At 71.3% G+C, this 17,933-nt stretch carries 15 protein-coding genes and 1 pseudogene; 10 read left to right on the top strand and 6 right to left on the bottom strand.

All coding sequences use genetic code 11. The annotated features are described in order from the left end of the window. Position 1: 1 nt before the first annotated feature. The gene (locus tag N5875_RS18800) at positions 2 to 631 is read right to left on the bottom strand and encodes a MarC family protein (RefSeq protein WP_318208385.1); all 630 of its coding nucleotides are present in this window, start codon (positions 629 to 631) and stop codon (positions 2 to 4) included. A gap of 143 nt (positions 632 to 774) precedes the next feature. On the opposite strand from N5875_RS18800, the gene N5875_RS18805 reads away from it, so the two are divergent. Next, positions 775 to 1,191: a YciI family protein gene (locus tag N5875_RS18805; RefSeq protein WP_318208612.1), complete on the top strand. Its 417-nt coding sequence runs from the start codon at positions 775 to 777 to the stop codon at positions 1,189 to 1,191. A gap of 197 nt (positions 1,192 to 1,388) precedes the next feature. Next, positions 1,389 to 3,534: pseudogene (locus N5875_RS18810) on the top strand (TerD family protein). Positions 3,535 to 3,574: 40 nt separating this feature from the next. Here the strand turns inward: N5875_RS18810 and N5875_RS18815 are convergent. Next, positions 3,575 to 5,056 carry an MFS transporter gene (locus N5875_RS18815; protein ID WP_338495016.1) on the bottom strand — a complete coding sequence of 494 codons (1,482 nt, stop codon included), beginning with the start codon at positions 5,054 to 5,056 and terminating at the stop codon, positions 3,575 to 3,577. 64 nt (positions 5,057 to 5,120) lie between these two features. Between N5875_RS18815 and N5875_RS18820 the strand changes: the two genes are divergently transcribed. Then, positions 5,121 to 5,924, top strand: a complete 804-nt coding sequence (locus N5875_RS18820) for a TetR/AcrR family transcriptional regulator (RefSeq protein WP_338495018.1) — start codon at positions 5,121 to 5,123, stop codon at positions 5,922 to 5,924. 79 nt (positions 5,925 to 6,003) lie between these two features. Further along, positions 6,004 to 6,291, top strand: a complete 288-nt coding sequence (locus tag N5875_RS18825; RefSeq protein ID WP_188268412.1) for a metal-sensitive transcriptional regulator — start codon at positions 6,004 to 6,006, stop codon at positions 6,289 to 6,291. A 79-nt stretch (positions 6,292 to 6,370) separates the two neighbouring features. Here N5875_RS18825 and wrbA read toward each other — a convergent pair whose 3' ends face one another. Further along, positions 6,371 to 6,979, bottom strand: coding sequence for an NAD(P)H:quinone oxidoreductase (gene wrbA, locus N5875_RS18830; protein ID WP_187622070.1), 609 nt, complete (start codon positions 6,977 to 6,979; stop codon positions 6,371 to 6,373). Positions 6,980 to 7,174: 195 nt separating this feature from the next. Between wrbA and N5875_RS18835 the strand changes: the two genes are divergently transcribed. Continuing rightward, positions 7,175 to 7,810, top strand: a complete 636-nt coding sequence (locus N5875_RS18835) for a TetR/AcrR family transcriptional regulator (RefSeq protein ID WP_318208382.1) — start codon at positions 7,175 to 7,177, stop codon at positions 7,808 to 7,810. Positions 7,811 to 7,922: 112 nt separating this feature from the next. On the opposite strand, the gene N5875_RS18840 is transcribed toward N5875_RS18835, so the two are convergent. After that, positions 7,923 to 8,702, bottom strand: a complete 780-nt coding sequence (locus tag N5875_RS18840) for a TetR/AcrR family transcriptional regulator C-terminal domain-containing protein (protein ID WP_318208381.1) — start codon at positions 8,700 to 8,702, stop codon at positions 7,923 to 7,925. 115 nt (positions 8,703 to 8,817) lie between these two features. Between N5875_RS18840 and N5875_RS18845 the strand changes: the two genes are divergently transcribed. Beyond that, entirely contained in the window at positions 8,818 to 11,097 is a 2,280-nt protein-coding gene (locus tag N5875_RS18845) for an excinuclease ABC subunit UvrA (RefSeq protein WP_338495022.1), read from the top strand. A gap of 12 nt (positions 11,098 to 11,109) precedes the next feature. Here N5875_RS18845 and N5875_RS18850 read toward each other — a convergent pair whose 3' ends face one another. Further along, positions 11,110 to 12,312, bottom strand: coding sequence for an erythromycin esterase family protein (locus tag N5875_RS18850; RefSeq protein ID WP_338495024.1), 1,203 nt, complete (start codon positions 12,310 to 12,312; stop codon positions 11,110 to 11,112). A 50-nt stretch (positions 12,313 to 12,362) separates the two neighbouring features. On the opposite strand from N5875_RS18850, the gene N5875_RS18855 reads away from it, so the two are divergent. From N5875_RS18855 to N5875_RS18870, 4 genes are all read left to right on the top strand, one after another. Further along, positions 12,363 to 12,935 carry an alpha/beta hydrolase gene (locus tag N5875_RS18855; protein WP_338495026.1) on the top strand — a complete coding sequence of 191 codons (573 nt, stop codon included), beginning with the start codon at positions 12,363 to 12,365 and terminating at the stop codon, positions 12,933 to 12,935. A 10-nt stretch (positions 12,936 to 12,945) separates the two neighbouring features. Continuing rightward, positions 12,946 to 13,923: a prolyl aminopeptidase gene (pip, locus tag N5875_RS18860; protein ID WP_318208377.1), complete on the top strand. Its 978-nt coding sequence runs from the start codon at positions 12,946 to 12,948 to the stop codon at positions 13,921 to 13,923. A 42-nt stretch (positions 13,924 to 13,965) separates the two neighbouring features. Continuing rightward, on the top strand, positions 13,966 to 14,607 hold the full coding sequence (locus tag N5875_RS18865; RefSeq protein WP_318208376.1) for an HhH-GPD-type base excision DNA repair protein: 642 nt from the start codon (positions 13,966 to 13,968) through the stop codon (positions 14,605 to 14,607). A 115-nt stretch (positions 14,608 to 14,722) separates the two neighbouring features. Continuing rightward, a complete protein-coding gene (locus tag N5875_RS18870; RefSeq protein WP_318208375.1) occupies positions 14,723 to 16,276 on the top strand; it encodes a M28 family metallopeptidase in 1,554 nt (517 codons plus the stop codon). 14 nt (positions 16,277 to 16,290) lie between these two features. Here the strand turns inward: N5875_RS18870 and N5875_RS18875 are convergent, their stop codons facing one another. Further along, positions 16,291 to 17,916 carry a helicase HerA-like domain-containing protein gene (locus tag N5875_RS18875; RefSeq protein ID WP_318208374.1) on the bottom strand — a complete coding sequence of 542 codons (1,626 nt, stop codon included), beginning with the start codon at positions 17,914 to 17,916 and terminating at the stop codon, positions 16,291 to 16,293. Positions 17,917 to 17,933: the final 17 nt, after the last annotated feature.

The raw sequence follows: 17,933 nt of genomic DNA on the forward strand, positions 1-17,933 counted from the left end.
CTCATTGGCGCTGGTACAGGCCCGGGACGTCCAGGTCGGAGAGGCCGTCGAGGACCAGGTCGACGCCGACGGCCGCGAGCAGCAGGCCCAGCAGGCGGCCGAGGAGCTCGATCGTGGCGTGGTGGGTGCGGCGCAGGACGGGGGCGAGCAGCAGGACGCAGATCAGGTCGAGCGCGATGACGGACACGTACGAGCCGACGACGGTCGAGCGCCAGGTGAAGGAGTCGCGGGCGGCCGCCTCGATGAGCACGGCCGTCATGGCGAGCGGGCTGACCACGTACGGGATGAGCAGCTCGCTCACGCCGCTGGGCAGGTCGGGGGCGTCCTGGTGGGTGGTGCCCGAGCCGAAGTGGAGACCGAGGACGAGCCCGACGGCGTAGATGAAGAAGATGACGCCGCCGGCGAGCTGGAGTGCGGGGGTGCTGATGTGGAAGACGTCCAGCACCCAGGGGGCGGTGATGCCGATGACCAGACCGACGAGGACGGCCGCGCCCGAGGAGATGAGGGCGATGGTCCTCAGCTGGCGCACCGGGTGGACCTGGGCGAGGCCGGCGAAGGCGAGGAGGACCTTCGGGGGGCCGACGACGGAGAAGAAGGTGATGAAGGCGGCGGAGTAGCTGAAGGCGTTCACACCGGAATCATGGTGCGGGTGGGTGATTTCTCCTGTTTTTCCGGCCGGTGTCCGCGCGGTGTCGAGAACGGGTCCTCCGCTCCGACTGTCCTGCGAGAGGCAGCACCCCCAGGAAGCCGAGAACGATGAGCGAGGAGGACGTCATGAAGTACCTGGTGATGGTGGAGGGCGCGCAGGCGGACTACGAGGCCATGGTGGGCCGCCCCAGCGAGGACAGCCCCGCCTGGAACAAGTCCGACCTCAAGGCGATGTTCGAGCACATGAACGCCATCAACGAGGAGCTGTCGGCCAACGGCGAGATGGTCGACGCCCAGGGCCTCGCCGCCCCCTCCACGACCCGGTTCGTGACGGTGGACGGCGACGGCAGGCCGGTCGTCACGGACGGCCCCTACGCGGAGACCAAGGAGGTCATCGCGGGCTACTGGCTCCTCGACTGCGCCTCCCTGGAGCGCGTGACGGAGATCGCCGCCCAGGTCGCCCGCTGCCCGCAGCCGGCCGGCGCCCCGGCGTACCCGGTGGTCATCCGGCCGGTGGACGAGACGGGCCCGACTCAGGACTGACGGCGCGAACCAGCCGTCGGCAGTCCACCGAGACCGCTCGGCGGGCCTGTCATCCGCCTGCCGAGTGGCCCTTTCCGGCCATCGACACGCACCGTTAGTCCAGGTTTCACATTCCCTCCCCGTCCTCCCGTTACGGACGCTACGGTTCCCCTGAGATGCACATCACATCGCGAGGGGCCGGGGGACGCATGCACGAGATGGCCAAGGGAGCCAACATCGGACTGGCTGCACTCAGCGACGACGCCGGGTCGGTCGTCGTCGGTCTGAGCTGGAGCAGCGCGGCCGGCGACGGCGACGCGGACGTCTCGGTGCTGCTGGTCGACGGCGACGGCAAGGTCCGCAGTGACTCGGACTTCTACTTCTACAACCACCCCGCCGCCCAGGACGGCAGTGTGCAGCTCCTGGGCAAGGTCCCCACGGAGAACGGCAGCGAGGACCGGATCAGCCTCGACCTCACGGCCGTCCCCTCGGACGTCGCCACCGTCGTCGTGGCGGCCAGCCAGTACGGCGGTGCCTGCTTCGGGGATCTGGACGACCTGCGCATGACCGTCACCGACCGCTCGGGCGAAGCGCTCCTCGGGTTCTCCATCCCGGACGCCACGATCGAGACGGCCTTCATCTTCGGCGAGCTGTACCGGCGCAACGACGAGTGGAAGTTCCGTGCCGTGGGCCAGGGATACGAAACCGGTCTCGCCGGTCTCGCCACCGACTTCGGCATCACGGTCGACGAGGGCGAGGACGAGGACGTCGAGGGCCCGGAGGGCGCGGAGATTCAAGGCGGCGGCAGGGAGGAAGTCGTCGCGGCCGGCCGCTCCGAGGCCGCAAGGGGAGCCGGGGATGCCGGGGAGACGTCCCCCGACGTGGCCGAAACCGATCTACGGGCAGCCGACGCCCTCCGCATCCCGGCGCAGGCCACCTCATCCACGGATCGCGCGGTATCGGCCCCGCGCGGGACGGCCGCCGCCCCTGCCTCGCCCGCGGACACGCCCCAGCCCGCCCGCCGCCGCGGAACGCGCACGGCCAAGAAGAAGGTCACTCTCCCGAAGGCCGCGAAGAAGTCTCTGGCGGAGAACGATTCGTGGAAGCCCGCCCGGCTCTTCCCCGTCCCCTCCTACAAGAGCGACCGGGAGCGGGAGGTGCGCGCGACATCGGTCCTGCTCTCCGTCATGGCGGAAGTGCCGGAGTTCGGTCGACGCCTCACCGCTGGTTTCGGGGCTCCCGCCGGCCGGATGCAGACGTTCACCGAGGTATCGCTCCCCCACGGCGACAGCCCGAAGCGCCCGGACGGGGTCATCCGGACGGAGCGGGCCGGGAAGCTCTGGACCGCGCTCGTGGAGACCAAGACCAACGGCAACCCGCTGAAGTCGGAGCAGGTCCAGAACTACATGGACATCGCCGCGAGGCGCGGTTACGAGGCCGTCATCACCCTCTCCAACGACGTGGCCCTGGAGGGCAGTCCGCTCGTCGAGGTCAAGACGGACGGCAGGCGCAAGCACAAGGTCTCGCTCTGGCACCTCTCGTGGGCGGAGGTGGCGCACCAGGCACAGATGCTGATCCGGCACGAAGGCGTCGGCAATGCCGCACATGCCTGGCTCCTCCAGGAGCTGCTCCACTACCTCCAGCACGAGAACTCCGGCTGCCACGGCTTCCAGAACATGGGACCGTCATGGGTTCCCGTCCGCAACGGAATCGACGGCGAGACCCTGTGCCAGGGCGATCCGCGCGCGGTGGAGGTCGTGGAGAGCTGGGAGCGGCTGATCCGCCAGGTCTGCCTCCGACTGGGCGGCGAGCTCGGGCAGAAGGCCCTGCCGGTACAGAGGGCCAAGCGCGGCTCCGACCCGAAGTCCCGACGCACGGAGCTGGCCGACCGGCTCTGCGAAGAGGGAAAGCTCTCCGCCGAGCTGCGCGTCGACGGTACACAGAGCATCCTCTCCCTCACCGCGGATCTCCGAACCGGCAAGATCCGCACGTCCATCGACGTCCCCGCACCCGACGGCGCCTACCCCTTGTCGGTCGCGAAGCGGCTCCTGCGTGTGCTGGACGACGCACCCGCCGACCTGCACGTGGCTGCTGGAGGGCCGGAGCGGACCGCGCGGCACCCTGGAGCGGCTCCGCCCCGAGCCAGGAGATCTGCTGCCCAAGGACGGCGTGGCCATCACCGGCTTCCGGCTGTCCCTCTTCAAGGGCATGGGCAGCAGCCGGGGCGGCACGGAGTCGGGGTTCATCCGCAGCATCGACGAAGCCGTCGACCGCTTCTACAGCTCGGTCGTCTCTCATCTGGGCCAGTTCGAGCAGCGACGGGCTCCGCGGGCGGCCGCCGCCGACACGTCCGGAGTCCACTGACCCTCCGCCGCCCACCGCTGCCGTCCTGGTGTTCCGGATCTCAGTGCATTCCGTGCGGGCCGCCCGTCATGTGCGGGCGGCCGCTCGGGATGAGGAGTGGGGACGCAAGGGCCGCTGCTGCCGCCGTGACGGTGCAGAGGGCGTACGCGGTGGTCAGGCCGGACGGGGTCGGGGTCGGGGCGGTCGTGGTGGTCAGGGCCAGGGTGGAGACGAGCGCGACGCCGATGGAGCCGCCCAGTTCGTGGAAGGTGTTCACGATGCCGGAGGCGAGGCCCGCCTCGTGCGGGGCGATCAGGCCCAGGGCCGTCGTCGTCGCCGTGACGAAGACCGCGCCGAGGCCGAGCGACGCCGTCGCGAGGGACGGGAGGAGCGTGGTCCACGGGCCGGTCGCGGGGTCGACGAGGACCAGCGGCAGGCAGCCCAGGGCCGCGACCGTCAGGCCTGCCGTCGCGCAGACGCGCGGGCCCGCCGTGCTCACCAGGCGGGAGCCGAGGTGAGCGCCGATCGCCGTGGTCAGGGCCACCGGGAGGAACAGGAGTCCGGTGCGGAGGGCGTCCAGGCGGTGGACGTGCTGGAGGTGCATCGAGCCGAGGAAGAAGAACGAGATCAGGAGCGCCGTCGCGACCAGCATGAGGAGTGAGCCCGCGACGACCGGTCGCCGGGTGAACATCCGCAGGTCCATCAGCGGGGTGCGGGTCTTCCGTTCGGTCGCCGCGAAGGCTCCGTAGAGCGCGAGCGCGCCGAGGAGGGGCAGCAGCGTCGCCGTCGACGTCCAGCCGGAGTCGCCCGCCGTGACCAGGCCGTAGACGAGTGCGCCCGTCGCCGTCGTGACGAGGAGGGCGCCCGGGATGTCCAGGCCGCCGCTCCGCTTCGCGGGCTTCGCCGTCGCCGTCGACCGTACGAACCTCGGGAGGGTCGCCAGGACCGCGAGGCCCACCGGGACGTTGACGTAGAAGATCCACGGCCAGCCCGGGCCCGAGGTGAGGGCGCCGCCGAGCAGGACGCCCACCGCCGAACCCGTTCCGCCGATGGCCGCCCAGACGCCCAGCGCCCTGGGCCTCTCCGGGCCGTGGAACATCGTCGTGACCAGGGCGAGCGCCGCCGGGGAGAGGAGCGCGGCGCCGACGCCCTGGACGATCCGGCCGCCGAGCAGGACGCCGGCGTTCGGCGCGAGTCCGCAGGCGAGGGACGCGGCGGTGAAGAGGGCAAGTCCGGTGAGGAGGACCCGGCGGGCACCGAGGGCGTCGGAGAGTCGTCCGCCGAGGAGCATCAGCCCGCCGAAGCAGAGGGTGTACGCGGTGACGACCCAGGTCAGGGCGGTACGTCCGAGATCGAGGTCGATGGCGAGCGCGGGCAGCGCGACGTTCACCACGGTCACGTCGAGGACCAGCATGAACTGGGCCGCGCAGATCAGCGCGAGGGCCTTCCAGCGGCGGGGGTCGGGGCTCGGGTGGCCATGGGTCTGGTCATGGGCGTGGGCGTGGGCGTGGGCAGGGGAGGGTGCGGCGGAGTCTGTGGGCATAATTGAACTGTACGGCACAGTACAGTTGAACTCAAGAGTACAGTTTCCTGGGTAGGGTGAGGCCATGGACGCCAAGCCCGCCCCGGCCGCCAAGCCCGCCCCCACCGGCCCCCGCGCCGCCCGCAAACGGCAGGCGATCGTCCGGGCCGCCCGCGACCTCTTCCTCCGCGAGGGCTTCGGCGTCGGCATGGACGCCATCGCCGCCGAGGCCGGCGTTTCGAAAGTGACCGTCTACAACCACTTCGGCAGCAAGGAAGCCCTCTTCACCGCCGTCGTCGCGGGCGGCCTCGACGAGCCCCTCAGCGAAAGCTGGCAGGGCGAACAGGGCGGACGGGGCGCCCAGGGCGGACGGGGTGCCCAGGGCGGACGGGGTGGCCAGGGCGGACAGAGCGGTGAGGGGCGGAGCGACGCGCCCGACCTCGCTCGGCTCGTCGAGGCCGACGGGCCCGAGGCGCTCAAGGCCGCCCTCATCGACGCCGGTCACGCCTGGGGCCGGGCCCTGCGCGCCGACACCGAGGGGCGCGCCCTGCGCACCCTCGTCGCCACCGAGGTCCACCGCTTTCCCGAACTGGGCCGCGCCTGGCGCGCGCACGGCCCGGCCGGCCACCACCCCGCCGTCACGAACGCCCTGCGCACCCTCGCGGACCGGGGCCTCCTCGACATCCCCGACCTGGAGGTCGCCGTACTCCAGCTCTACTCGCTGCTGGTCTTCCCGCAGATGGTGTTCGAGCAGCACGGGACCGAGCTCGGCGAGGAGCTGGGCGAGCGTCTCGTCGTCGACGGGGTCGAGATGTTCCTCCGACGGTACGAGCCCGCCCTCGGGCCCGGACCCGCCCCCGCGCCCTCCTCGTCCCCGCCCGCAATCTGACGCAGGTGTCATCCTTGGTCTTCGACGGAACCCCGCGCGGGGAGTAAATTACCCCCTGGGGTATCTAAGAGGAGTAGCTGTGGAACTGGATCTCGCTGGTGCGGAGCTGAAGTCGGTACTGAACCGGCTCCGCCGGGCTCAGGGCCAGATCTCCGGCGTGATCCGGATGATCGAGGAAGGCCGCGACTGCGAGGAGGTCGTGACCCAGCTGGCCGCCGCCTCCCGGGCCCTCGACCGGGCCGGGTTCGCGATCATCGCGACCGGCCTCCAGCAGTGCCTGACCGACGTCGAGGACGGCCGCCGGAACGGCGAGGACCGTGACGCGATGCGCGCCCGGCTGGAGAAGCTCTTCCTGTCGCTGGCGTGACCTGCGCCCCATGAGACGCGGACGTACCCCCGGGGGAGATCCCCCGGGGGTACGTCATTCGTGGCGACCGTCGGCGCGGTCAGTCGGTCGCGAGGCCCTTCAGGCGCTTCGCGATCGTCGTCAGGCGTCGGCCCTGGTAGCGGGCGGCCTGGAGGACGTTCTCCTCCGGGGCGCCGTTCGCGCCCGGGTGGGCGGTGCCGTACGGGTTGCCGCCGGCCGCGTAGACCGCCGGGTCCGTGAAGCCGGGGGAGACGATGACCGAGCCCCAGTGGTGGAAGGTGTTGTAGAGCGCGAGCAGCGTCGACTCGTTGCCGCCGTGCAGGTTGTGCGCGCTGGTGAAGGCGGTCGCGGGCTTGTCCGCCATGACGCCCTGCTGCCAGAGGCCGCCCGAGGTGTCGATGTACTGCTTCAGCTGCGCCGCCACGTTGCCGAAACGGGTCGGGGAGCCGAGCGCGTACGCGTCCGCCCACTCCAGGTCCTCGAGGGTGGCGACCTCCACGTCACCGGTGGCGTCGACATGGGCGCGCCACGCCGGGTTCGAGTCGATGGCGGCGGCCGGGGCGAGCTCGGGCACCCGGCGCAGCCGCACCTCGGCGCCGGCCTTCTCGGCGCCCTCGGCGACGGCCTGGGCGAGCTGGTGGACGGCACCCGTGGCCGAGTAGTAGATGACAGCGACCTTCACGGACATGGCGATCTCCTCAACCGGATCAGTTTCCGTTTCAATGAGGCGAGACTAAACGGATCACTATCCGGTTCGCAAGGGGAACGGGTATGCTCACTTCGAGGGCTACCGGAACGGGGAGACGGGGCACGCAAACAGAAACAGCGCGATGCGACGCGCAACAGGGCGCACGGGCGGCGCACCAGGAACAGGAGTCGGCAGATGAGCACCGAGATCCCGCGGGCCGGAGGCACGGCGGCACCCCTGCTCGGCCTCCTCCCCACCGTCGGCACCCCCGCACCCGAGCGGGCCGACGCCGCCCGCAACCGGCGCAAGATCCTCGACGCCGCCGCCCGGATCGTCGCCGAGGACGGCCCCGAGGCCGTCACCATGAACCAGGTCGCTCACGCCAGCGGTATCGGCGTCGGCACGGTCTACCGCCGCTTCGGCGACGTCTCCCAGCTCCTGTGGGCGCTCCTCGACGACCGCGAGCGCCAGTTCCAGGAGGCGTACATGAGCGGCCCGCCGCCGCTCGGACCCGGCGCCCCGGCCGACGCGCGGCTCGACGCCTTCATCGACGCGCTCGTCGACCGGGTCGGCGAACAGCGCGAGATCCTGCTCGCCGCGCACTCCGCCGCGCCCCGCGCCCGCTACCACAGCGGCGCGTACCGCGTGATGCACACGCATGTGGCCCTGCTCGTCGGGCGCCTGCGGCCCGGCTCCGACAGCACGCTGCTCGCGCACCTGCTGCTCGCACCGTTCTCGCCGGACGTCATGCACCATCTGGCGGTCGAGCAGGAGCTGTCGGCGGAGCGCCTCAAGACGGGGATACGGGAACTGCTCCACCTGCGGGCCTGAGCCCTGGGGAGCCCTGGGGAGCCCGGAGGGGCCCTGACCCAGCAGCCCGGGGTCAGCAGCCCGGGAACAGTCACCCCGGCACGGCAGCCCGGGGTCAGCGCCCCCGGATCAGTCAGATCCCGCCCAGCGCCGCAAGCCCGTCCAGGACCCGCGCCAGCCCGAAGCGGTACGCGTGTTCCGCGTCGTACAGGCCGTCGTACGCGAGTGCCGCCGCCTCCCCCACCCGGCTCGCCAGCGGGAACCGCGACTGGTCCAACGCGCGGGCCAGCAGCGGCTCGTGGGCGTCCCACCACTCCCCGTCCGACATCGCGCTCTCCCGCTCCACGGCCCGCGCGTCCAGCTCCGCCCGCGCGCCCGACTGCACGAAGCCGAGGACGTACGTCAGCGCCGAGTCCCGGGCCACGTCGTCGAGGCCGAGGCCCTCGAAGGCGCCGAGCTCGTACTCGTACTTGGTCATCACGCCGGGCCCCAACGGGGCGCGCACGATGCGCAGTTCGACCAGCCACGGGTGACGCAGGTGCAGTGCCCGGTTGGCGTCCGCGACCGCGGTGAGGCGGGACCGCCAGGACTCCTCCGGGCGGAACGGCGGCCGGTCCATCCGCAGGAAGACGGCGTCCAGCATGAGGTCGAGGAGTTCGGCCTTGCCGGGGACGTACGTGTAGAGCGTCATCGGGGTCACGCCGAGGTGCTGGGCCACCGCGCGCATGGTCAGCGCGTCGAGTCCGCCGGCGTCGGCGAGGGCGAGGGCCGCGTCGACGACCGCGTCGACCGTGAGGCCCTGTCTCGGCCCGCGCCGACCCGCCGGGGCGGCCGAGCCGTCGCGCCACAGGAGCTCCAGGGTGCGCGCCGGGTCGCCCGCACCGCTGCTGCTCTTCCCCTTCGCCGCCGCCATGTCACTCCCCTTCCGATCATCTCGTTTTCGCAGGTCAGGATTATTCTCGCTTACTTTGTACGCTGTATAGAGTACCCTTCCCCGGCAAGCAGGACGACCAACGGAGGGCGCACGCATGAACCACCCCGTCGCAGCGGACAGCCATCACGTCATCCAGGTCCGCGGGGCCAGGGAGAACAACCTCAGGAACGTCGACGTCGACCTCCCCAAGCGCCGCCTCACCGTCTTCACCGGAGTCTCCGGCTCCGGAAAGTCCTCCCTCGTCTTCGGCACCATCGCCGCCGAGTCGCAGCGCCTGATCAACGAGACCTACAGCGCCTTCCTGCAGTCCTTCATGCCGTCGCTCGCCCGCCCCGACGTCGACGGACTGCACAACCTCAGCGCCGCGATCGTCGTCGACCAGGAGCGGATGGGCGCCAACTCCCGCTCCACCGTGGGCACCGCCACCGACGCGTACACGATGCTGCGGATCGTCTTCAGCCGCCTCGGCACACCGCACGTCGGCACCTCGGGCGCCTTCAGCTTCAACCTGCCCGAAGGCATGTGCCCGCGCTGCGAGGGCACCGGCCAGATCTCCGACATCGACGTCGACGAGCTCGTCGACCGAACCAAGTCCCTCAACGAGGGCGCCATCACCGTGCCGGGCTACGCCGTCGACTCCTGGATGTGGCAGATCATGGCCCACTCGGGTTTCTACGACCCCGACAAGAAGCTCGCGGACTTCACCGAGCAGGAGTGGGAGGACTTCCTCCACAAGCCGTCCTGCAAGGTGAAGGTCGGCACCAACAACTTCACCTACGAGGGCCTCGTGGTGAAGCTCCAGCGGACCGTCCTCTCCAAGGACCGGGAGGCCATGCAGGCCCACATCCGCGCCTTCGTCGACCGGGCCGTCGGTTTCCGGACCTGCCCCGAGTGCGAGGGCACCCGGCTCACCCGGGCCGCGCTGTCCTCCCGTATCGACGGGGTCAACATCGCCGAGTGCTCGGCGATGCAGATCAGCGACCTCGCCGCGTTCGTCCGCCGGATCGAGGACCCCTCCGTCGCCCCGCTCCTCGCCGGGCTGCGCGAGCTGCTCGACTCGCTCGTCGAGATCGGCCTCGGCTACCTCTCCCTCGACCGGTCGTCCGGCACGCTCTCCGGCGGCGAGGCCCAGCGCGTCAAGATGGTCCGCCACCTCGGCTCCCCGCTCACCGACGTCACGTACGTCTTCGACGAGCCGACCACCGGGCTGCACCCGCACGACGTGCGGCGCATGAACGACCTGCTCCTGCGCTTGCGCGACAAGGGCAACACCGTTCTCGTCGTCGAGCACAAGCCCGAGGTCATCGAGATCGCCGACCACGTCGTCGACCTCGGCCCGCGCGCCGGGTCCGCGGGCGGCGAGATCTGCTACAGCGGAAACGTTCCGGGGCTGCGCACCTCCGGCACCCTCACCGGCAACCACCTCGCCCACCGGGCGAAGCTCCGCGCGGAGGTACGGGTCCCCACCGGCGCGCTGAGCATCACCGGCGCCACGCAGCACAACCTCAAGGACGTGAGCGTCGAGATCCCGACCGGGGTCCTGACCGTCGTCACGGGCGTGGCGGGCTCCGGAAAGTCCTCCCTCATCCACGGCAACCTGCCGGGCCGCGAGGGCGTCGTCGTCGCCGACCAGTCCCCCATCCGGGGCTCGCGCCGCTCGAACCCGGCGACGTACACGGGGCTCCTCGGCCCGATCCGTACGGCCTTCGCCAAGGCCAACGGCGTCAAGCCGGCCCTCTTCAGCGCCAACTCCGAGGGCGCCTGCCCGCGCTGCAACGGCCTCGGGCTCGTCTACACCGACCTCGCCATCGCGGCGGGCGTCGCGTCGGTCTGCGAGGAGTGCGAGGGGAAGAGGTTCACGCCCGAGGTCCTCACCTACCTCCTGAACGGGAAGAACATCCACGAGGTCCTGTCGCTGTCGATCGAGGAGGCGTACGACTTCTTCACCGCCCTCTCGGCCAAGGGCCAGGCCCGCACGATCCTCGGCCGCCTCAAGGACGTCGGCCTCGGGTACCTCCGTCTCGGGCAGCCCCTCAACACGCTGTCGGGCGGAGAGCGGCAGCGCATCAAGCTCGCCATCCACATGGCGGAGAAGGCCGCCGTGTACGTCCTCGACGAGCCGACCACCGGGCTCCACCTCGCCGACGTCGACAAGCTGCTCGCCCTCCTCGACCGGCTCGTCGAGGCGGGCAACACGGTCGTCGTGATCGAACACCACCAGGCGGTGATGGCCCACGCGGACTGGCTGATCGACCTGGGGCCGGGGGCGGGGCACGACGGGGGGCGGATCGTCTTCGAGGGCACACCCGCCCAACTCGTCGAGAAGGCCGACACCCTGACCGCACGTCACCTCAAGGAGTACGTGGGCGGCTGAGGAGACGTGCGGTCACAGCGGCCGTGAGGGCGTCGAGACGGGTACGTACAGCAGACCGTCGTACTCGGCGCCCGGCACCGTCGGCGCCACGTTCCAGCGGTAGGTGAGGCGGTGGACGTACGCCCCGTGGGTGCGGGTGAGGTGCGTCCCCGTCACCCACGGCTCGTCCGCGCGGGACCTCAGATCCACCAGGTGCGTGCCCGGCGCCCGCGCCGCGAGGAGCGCTTCGAGCGTGCCCTCGCGGGCGGGCCCGAGCCGGTTCACGGCCACCGGCGAGGGCCGCTTCAGGCGCGGGCCCCACGGTCCCGGCCACATCCGGCGGGCCCGGAAGGCGCCCTCGCCGAAGACCAGGCCGAGCGCGTAGTACGCGGAGCCGTACCGCTCCCGCAGCCGGGCCCCGAGCGTGCGTCCCCGGACGCCGATGTGGCCGTTGTGGGCCCACACCGCGACCCCGGCGCCGCCGCCGGCGGCCACGGCCTCGTCCACCGCGTCGGCCATGTGACCGTCCCTGGCCGTCATCACCTCCCTGCCGGGCTCGCGGGTGACCACGTCGGCGGCCCTCGCCAGAACGCGGGCATGATGCCGGTCCTCCACGGACGCCCGCCGAGCGGCCTCACGGACGCCCGCGTCCGCGGACGCCTGCCCAGCCGCCTCCGCCGGCCCTTCCGCGGCCTCCAGCACCCCGGCCTCCAGCGCCTCCGCCGCCGCGAGCAGCTCCGCCCGGCGCTCGGGGTACCGACCCGGGTGCGCCTCCGCGAGCACCGCCAGGGCCCCCGCGCGCTCCTCCCCGAAGTGCGCGAGCGACGCCCCGCACCGCTTCGGGTCGATGCCCACGAAACCGACCTGCTCCGCGCGGGGCCGTCCCCGGTTGTAGTCCCGCATCCACTCCAGGAGGTCCAGGACCTCCCGGGTCCGCCAGACCCAGAATCCGAGCCCCGTCAGGACGGCGGCCCCGTCGCCGATGCCGTCCCTGACGTACGCGTCGACCGCCGTTCCGGCGGACGCACTGGCCTCCATGGCGAACGTCCGGAAGCCGTGCTCGACCACCAAGTACGCGAAGAGCCGGTGCTTGAGCCGGAAGAACTCCCTCGTCCCGTGGGTGGACTCGCCCAGGCCGACGACCCGCACTCCGTCAAGGGCCGCCCCGAACTCCCCCGTGCCGAACCCCTCGACCCCGAACCGCCCCGGCAGCTCGGCCTCCCCTGATCCGTCCATCCACCGAAACTATCTGGACCAGCCGTCCCCCAGGACCGCACGATCGGGCCATGACGACCGATTCCACGACGTTCCTGATCCTGCACGGATTCCAGAACCGCCGTCCGCCCGCCCACTGGCAGCACTGGCTCGCCGGGCGCCTGCGGGAGCGCGGCCATGAGGTGCGGTACCCGCAGCTGCCCGAGCCCGACGCGCCCGTGCTCGGCGACTGGCTCGCCGCGCTCGACGAGCACGGCGCGCGGCCCGCCCGGGGTGAGTTCGTCGTGCTCGCGCACAGCCTGTCCGTGCTGCTCTGGTTGCGGGCCGGGGACCGCCGGCCGGTCGCCGACCGGGTGCTGCTCGTCGCCCCGCCCTCGCCGGCCGTCACCGCCTCGATCCCCGAGATCGCCGCCTTCGCCGACGGGCTCGACCTGACGGAGGCCGGGCTCGACGCGCGGCTCGTGTACGGCGACGGTGACCCGTACTGCCCCGAGGGCGCCGACCGGCACTACGGCCTCCCCCTCGGCCTCGACCTGGACCACGTACCGGGCGGGGAACACCTCAACCCCGACTCCGGGTACGGGGAATGGCCCTCGCTCCTGGAGTGGTGCGAGGACCCCGCGGTGCGGATCAAGGGTCGCTAGGCTCGGTCGGATGTACTCCGACAGCACCGCACCGTACGACCAGGGCCTGCTCGACGTGGGCGACGGCAACCGCGTCCACTGGGAGGTCTCCGGCAACCCGGACGGCAAGCCCGCGCTCGTCGTGCACGGCGGGCCCGGCTCCGGGTCCTCGCCGCACAACCGGCGCTTCTTCGACCCGGAGGCGTACCGCCTGGTCCTCTTCGACCAGCGCGGCTGCGGACGCTCCACCCCGCACGCCGGCGACCCGGCCGCCGACATGACCGTGAACACCACCGCCCACCTGGTCGCCGACATGGAGCGGCTGCGCGAGCACCTCGGGATCGACCGCTGGCTGCTGTACGGCGGCTCCTGGGGCTCCACGCTGATCCTGGCGTACGCGGAGGCGTACCCGGAGAGGGTGACGGAGATCGTGATCGCGGCCGTCACGACGACCCGCCGTTCCGAGACGGCCTGGCTGTACGAGGGTGTGGGGCGGTTCTTCCCCGAGGCCCACGAGCGCTTCCGGGCCGGCGCCGACGGGGCCGCGGACCTCGTCGGCGCCTACGCCGACCGCATGAACCATCCCGACCGGGCCGTACGGGAGAAGGCCGCCGCCGACTGGTGCGCCTGGGAGGACGCCGTCCTCTCGATGGAGGGCATGGGCACCCCGTACACCGACCGGGTCGACGACACCCGGCTCGCCTTCGTCCGGATCTGCTCGCACTACTTCGCGCACGGCGCCTGGCTGGAGGAGGGCGCCCTGATCCGCGACGCCCACCGGCTCGCCGGCATCCCCGGCGTCCTGATCCACGGCCGGCTCGACATGGGCGGCCCGCTCGGCACCGCCTGGGAGCTCTCCAGAGCCTGGCCGGACGCCGAGCTGCACGTCGTCGAGACCGCCGGCCACCTGGGCGGGAAGGAGACCGGACTGCTCATCCTGGCCGCCCTCGACCGCTTCGCGATGGGGGTCCCCCCTGTTCGGGCGAAGCCCGAGCTCGGGGGAGGGTGAGTCCACCGGGCGATCATCCTGCCCCGGCGGGATGATCGAGGAATGAGTCCCGAGTCCACCAGCTCCAGGTCCAAGGCCCCCGAGATCCATCTCGCCCAGCAGACGGAGGCCGACGCGCTGCTCGGCCGGTCCCCGCTGGCCGCGCTCGTCGGCATGCTGCTCGACCAGCAGGTGCCGATGGAATGGGCCTTCTCCGGGCCATACACCATCGCCCAGCGGCTCGGCGCGGACGATCTCGACGCGCACGAGATCGCCGCCCGGGACCCGGAGGAGTTCGCCGCGCTGCTCTCCGAGAAGCCCGCCGTGCACCGCTACCCGGGGTCGATGGCCCAGCGCGTACAGCAACTGTGCGCGTTCCTCGTCGAGGAGTACGGGGGCGATGCCGAGGCCGTCTGGGCGGACGCGGCGACCGGGAAGGAACTGCTCGCGCGGCTCCAGGCGCTGCCCGGATTCGGCAAGCAGAAGGCGCAGATCTTCCTGGCCCTCCTCGGCAAGCAGTACAGGGTGCGGCCGACGGGCTGGCGGGAGGCGGCGGGTGCGTACGGCGAGCAGGGCTCGTACCGCTCGGCCGCCGACATCACGGGCCCGGAGTCGCTGGTGAAGGTGCGGGCCCACAAGCAGGAGATGAAGGCGGCAGCGAAAGCGGCGAAAGCCGCCAAGGAGTCCAAAACCGACGAGAATTGATACTTCCAGATTTCAATCCTGCTCTGTGGGACAGGAATTGTGGAGAAGGTGTTCACAGGATGCCCTGCCGATCGCTAACTTCCCCTCAACCTCGTCCGTAACGGGAAGGACTTCTGTGAACGCTACCCAGCGCCGGGCCGCGGCCGTTCTGGCCGCCGCCGCCCTCGCCACCCCGCTGGTCCTCGCCTCCCCCGCCACCGCGGTGAAGGACCCCACGGCCGCACCCGCCCGCGATGCCGCCCGGCTGGCGAAGAAGCTGGTCCGCGAAACCACTGGCCAGGACGCCTACAAGCACCTGCAGAAGTTCCAGGCGATAGCCGACTCGGCCGGCGGTCACCGCGCGGCCGGCACCCTCGGGCACGACGCCTCGGCCGCGTACGTGTACCAGCAGCTCAAGAAGGCCGGCTACGACGTCTCGTACGAGCAGTTCGACTTCATCTACACCGAGACGCTCGCCGAGAAGGTCTCCGTGGTGACGCCCGCGCCGCGCGCCCTGGAGATCAGAGCCATGACGTACACCACGTCCACCCCGGTCGACGGCATCAAGGCCGACCTGGCCGCCGTGCCCGTCGACGCCGACGGCACCACCGGCTGCGAGCCGGGCGACTACGCCGCCGGCGCCTTCACCGGCAAGGTCGCGCTCATCAAGCGCGGAGGCTGCTCCTTCGCGATCAAGCAGCAGCAGGCCGCCGCGGCCGGTGCCGCCGGCGCGATCATCTACAACAACGTCGAGGGCATCCTCTCCGGCACCCTCAGCGACCCGGCCGCCGGCAAGATCCCGACCGGTGGCATCAGCCTGGCCGAGGGCGAGAAACTCGCCGCCGACCTCGCCAAGGGCCCGGTCACGCTCTCCTTCGAGATCCGCCAGTTCCAGGAGAAGCGCGTCACCAACAACGTCATCGCGGAGACGAAGGGCGGCAACGCCGCCAACACCGTGATGCTCGGCTCGCACCTCGACTCCGTCACCGCCGGCCCCGGCATCAACGACAACGGCTCCGGCTCCGCCGGTCTCCTCCAGACCGCCCTGGAGCTCGCCAAGTCGAAGGACAAGGTCCGCAACAAGGTCCGCTTCGCCTGGTGGTCCGCGGAGGAGAACGGCCTCCTCGGCTCCGACCACTACGTCAAGAACCTGACCGCGCTCGACAAGAGCGAGATCAAGCTCTACCTCAACTTCGACATGATCGCCTCGCCGAACTACGGCCTGTTCGTCTACGACGGCGACAACTCGGACAACGTCGGCGAGGGCGCCGGCCCCGCGGGCTCCGCCCAGCTCGAGCGCGACATCACCGACTTCATGGGATCGCGCGGGGTCCCGAACGAGGGCACCGACTTCTCCGGGCGCTCCGACTACGGCCCGTTCATCAAGGTCGGCATCCCCTCCGGCGGCACCTTCACCGGCGCCGAGGGCATCAAGACCGCAGCCCAGGCCGCCAAGTTCGGCGGCACGGCGGGTGTCGCGTACGACGTGAACTACCACGCCAAGGGCGACGACCTGAAGAACGTCAACATGACGGCCTTCGACGTGAACATCGACGTCATCGCCAACGCCGTGGGCACCTACGCCCACGACATCTCCTCGCTGCGCAAGCCGGTCGTCTCCACCCCGACCACGGGCGGCGAGAGCAGCGGCGGCGGCCTGCACAGCGACCACCACGAGGTCACCGAGTAGTCCGCCGGGCCCCGTTACCTCTTACGGCGGGCGGTACCGAAGACCGAGCGGCTGATCTCCCGGCCCAGCTGGGTGCCGATCGACCGCGCAAGGGACTTGAAGATCCCGCTGCCCACCACCTGGTCGGCGAGCGAGGGCTCCGGCTTAGGAGCCCTCGCTCCCTCCTGCTTCCGCGTCTTCTCGGCCTCCTTGGCCTCGTTCCCGGCCTCTTTCGCCTCCTTCTCGGCCTCCTTGGCGGCCGCCGCTTCAAGTGCCGCCGCCTCCGTCGCCTGCTGCTCGGCCGTCAGCCTCTCGTACGCCGACTCGCGGTCCACCGCCTCCGCGTACCGCCCGTGGAGGAGCGAGCCCTTCACCGCCGCGTCCAGGGCGGCAGCGTCGATCGGGCCCATCAGCGACTCCGGCGCCCGCAGCCGGGTCGCCGCGACCGGGGTCGGAGCACCCTTCTCGCTCAGTACGGTGATCACCGCCTCGCCCGTACCGAGGCCCGTGAGGACCTCCTCCAGGTCGTACGGCGAGTTCGGGAACGTCCGTACCGTCGCCTTCAAGGCCTTCGCGTCGTCCGGGGTGAACGCGCGCAAGGCGTGCTGCACCCGGTTGCCGAGCTGCGCGAGCACGTCCGACGGCACGTCCTTCGGCGTCTGCGTCACGAAGAACACCCCGACGCCCTTCGAGCGGATCAGCCGCACGGTCTGGGTGATCGACTGCAGGAAGGTCTTCGACGCCCCGTTGAACAGCAGATGCGCCTCGTCGAAGAAGAAGACCAGCTTCGGCTTCTCCAGATCGCCGACCTCCGGCAGGTCATGGAAGAGATCCGCGAGCATCCACATCAGAAAGGTCGAGAAGAGCTGCGGCTTGTCCTGCACCGCCGGCAGTTCCAGGACCGAGACGATCCCGCGCCCGTCCGCCGCCGTCCGCAGCAACTCGCTCGTGTCGAACTCCGGCTCCCCGAAGAAGCCGCCCGCGCCCTGCTGTTCGAAGGCCGTGATCGCCCGCAGGATCACCCCGGCCGTCACCGTGGAGAGCCCGCCGATCCCCTTCAGCTCCGCCTTCCCGGTGTCCGAGACCAGGAACGCCACCACCGCCCGCAGATCCTTGAGGTCCACCAGCTCCAGGCCCTTGGAGTCGGCGTAGTGGAAGATCAGGCCGAGCGACTGCTCCTGCGTCTGGTTGAGCTGGAGCACCTTCGACAGGAGTACGGGGCCGAAACTGGTCACCGTGGCGCGCACCGGGATGCCGGGGCCGGTCCCGCCGAGCCCGTAGAACTCGCAGGGGAAGCCCGTCGCGCGCCACTCCTGACCGACCTGCGCGGCCCGCTCCCGGACCTTCTCGCCGTCCTCGCCGGGGGCCGAGACGCCGGAGACGTCGCCCTTGATGTCGGCGAGGAAGACCGGCACGCCGTGCGCCGAGAGCTGCTCGGCGATCAGCTGGAGCGTCTTCGTCTTGCCGGTGCCGGTCGCGCCGGCGACCAGCCCGTGCCGGTTGAGCACGGGCAGCGGGATGCGGATCGGCGCGTCCGGGTGACACGCCCCGTCCCAGAGCAGCGCCCCCAGATCGAGTGCCGCCCCCTCGAAGGCGTATCCGGCGGCGATCTCGGCGGCAGGGCCGCCCAGCACGGCCGGTTGCTGCTCGCTCGCGCTCATCACGGCACCCCGATTCC

Source organism: Streptomyces sp. SJL17-4, assembly GCF_036826855.1.
GTDB lineage: Bacteria > Actinomycetota > Actinomycetes > Streptomycetales > Streptomycetaceae > Streptomyces.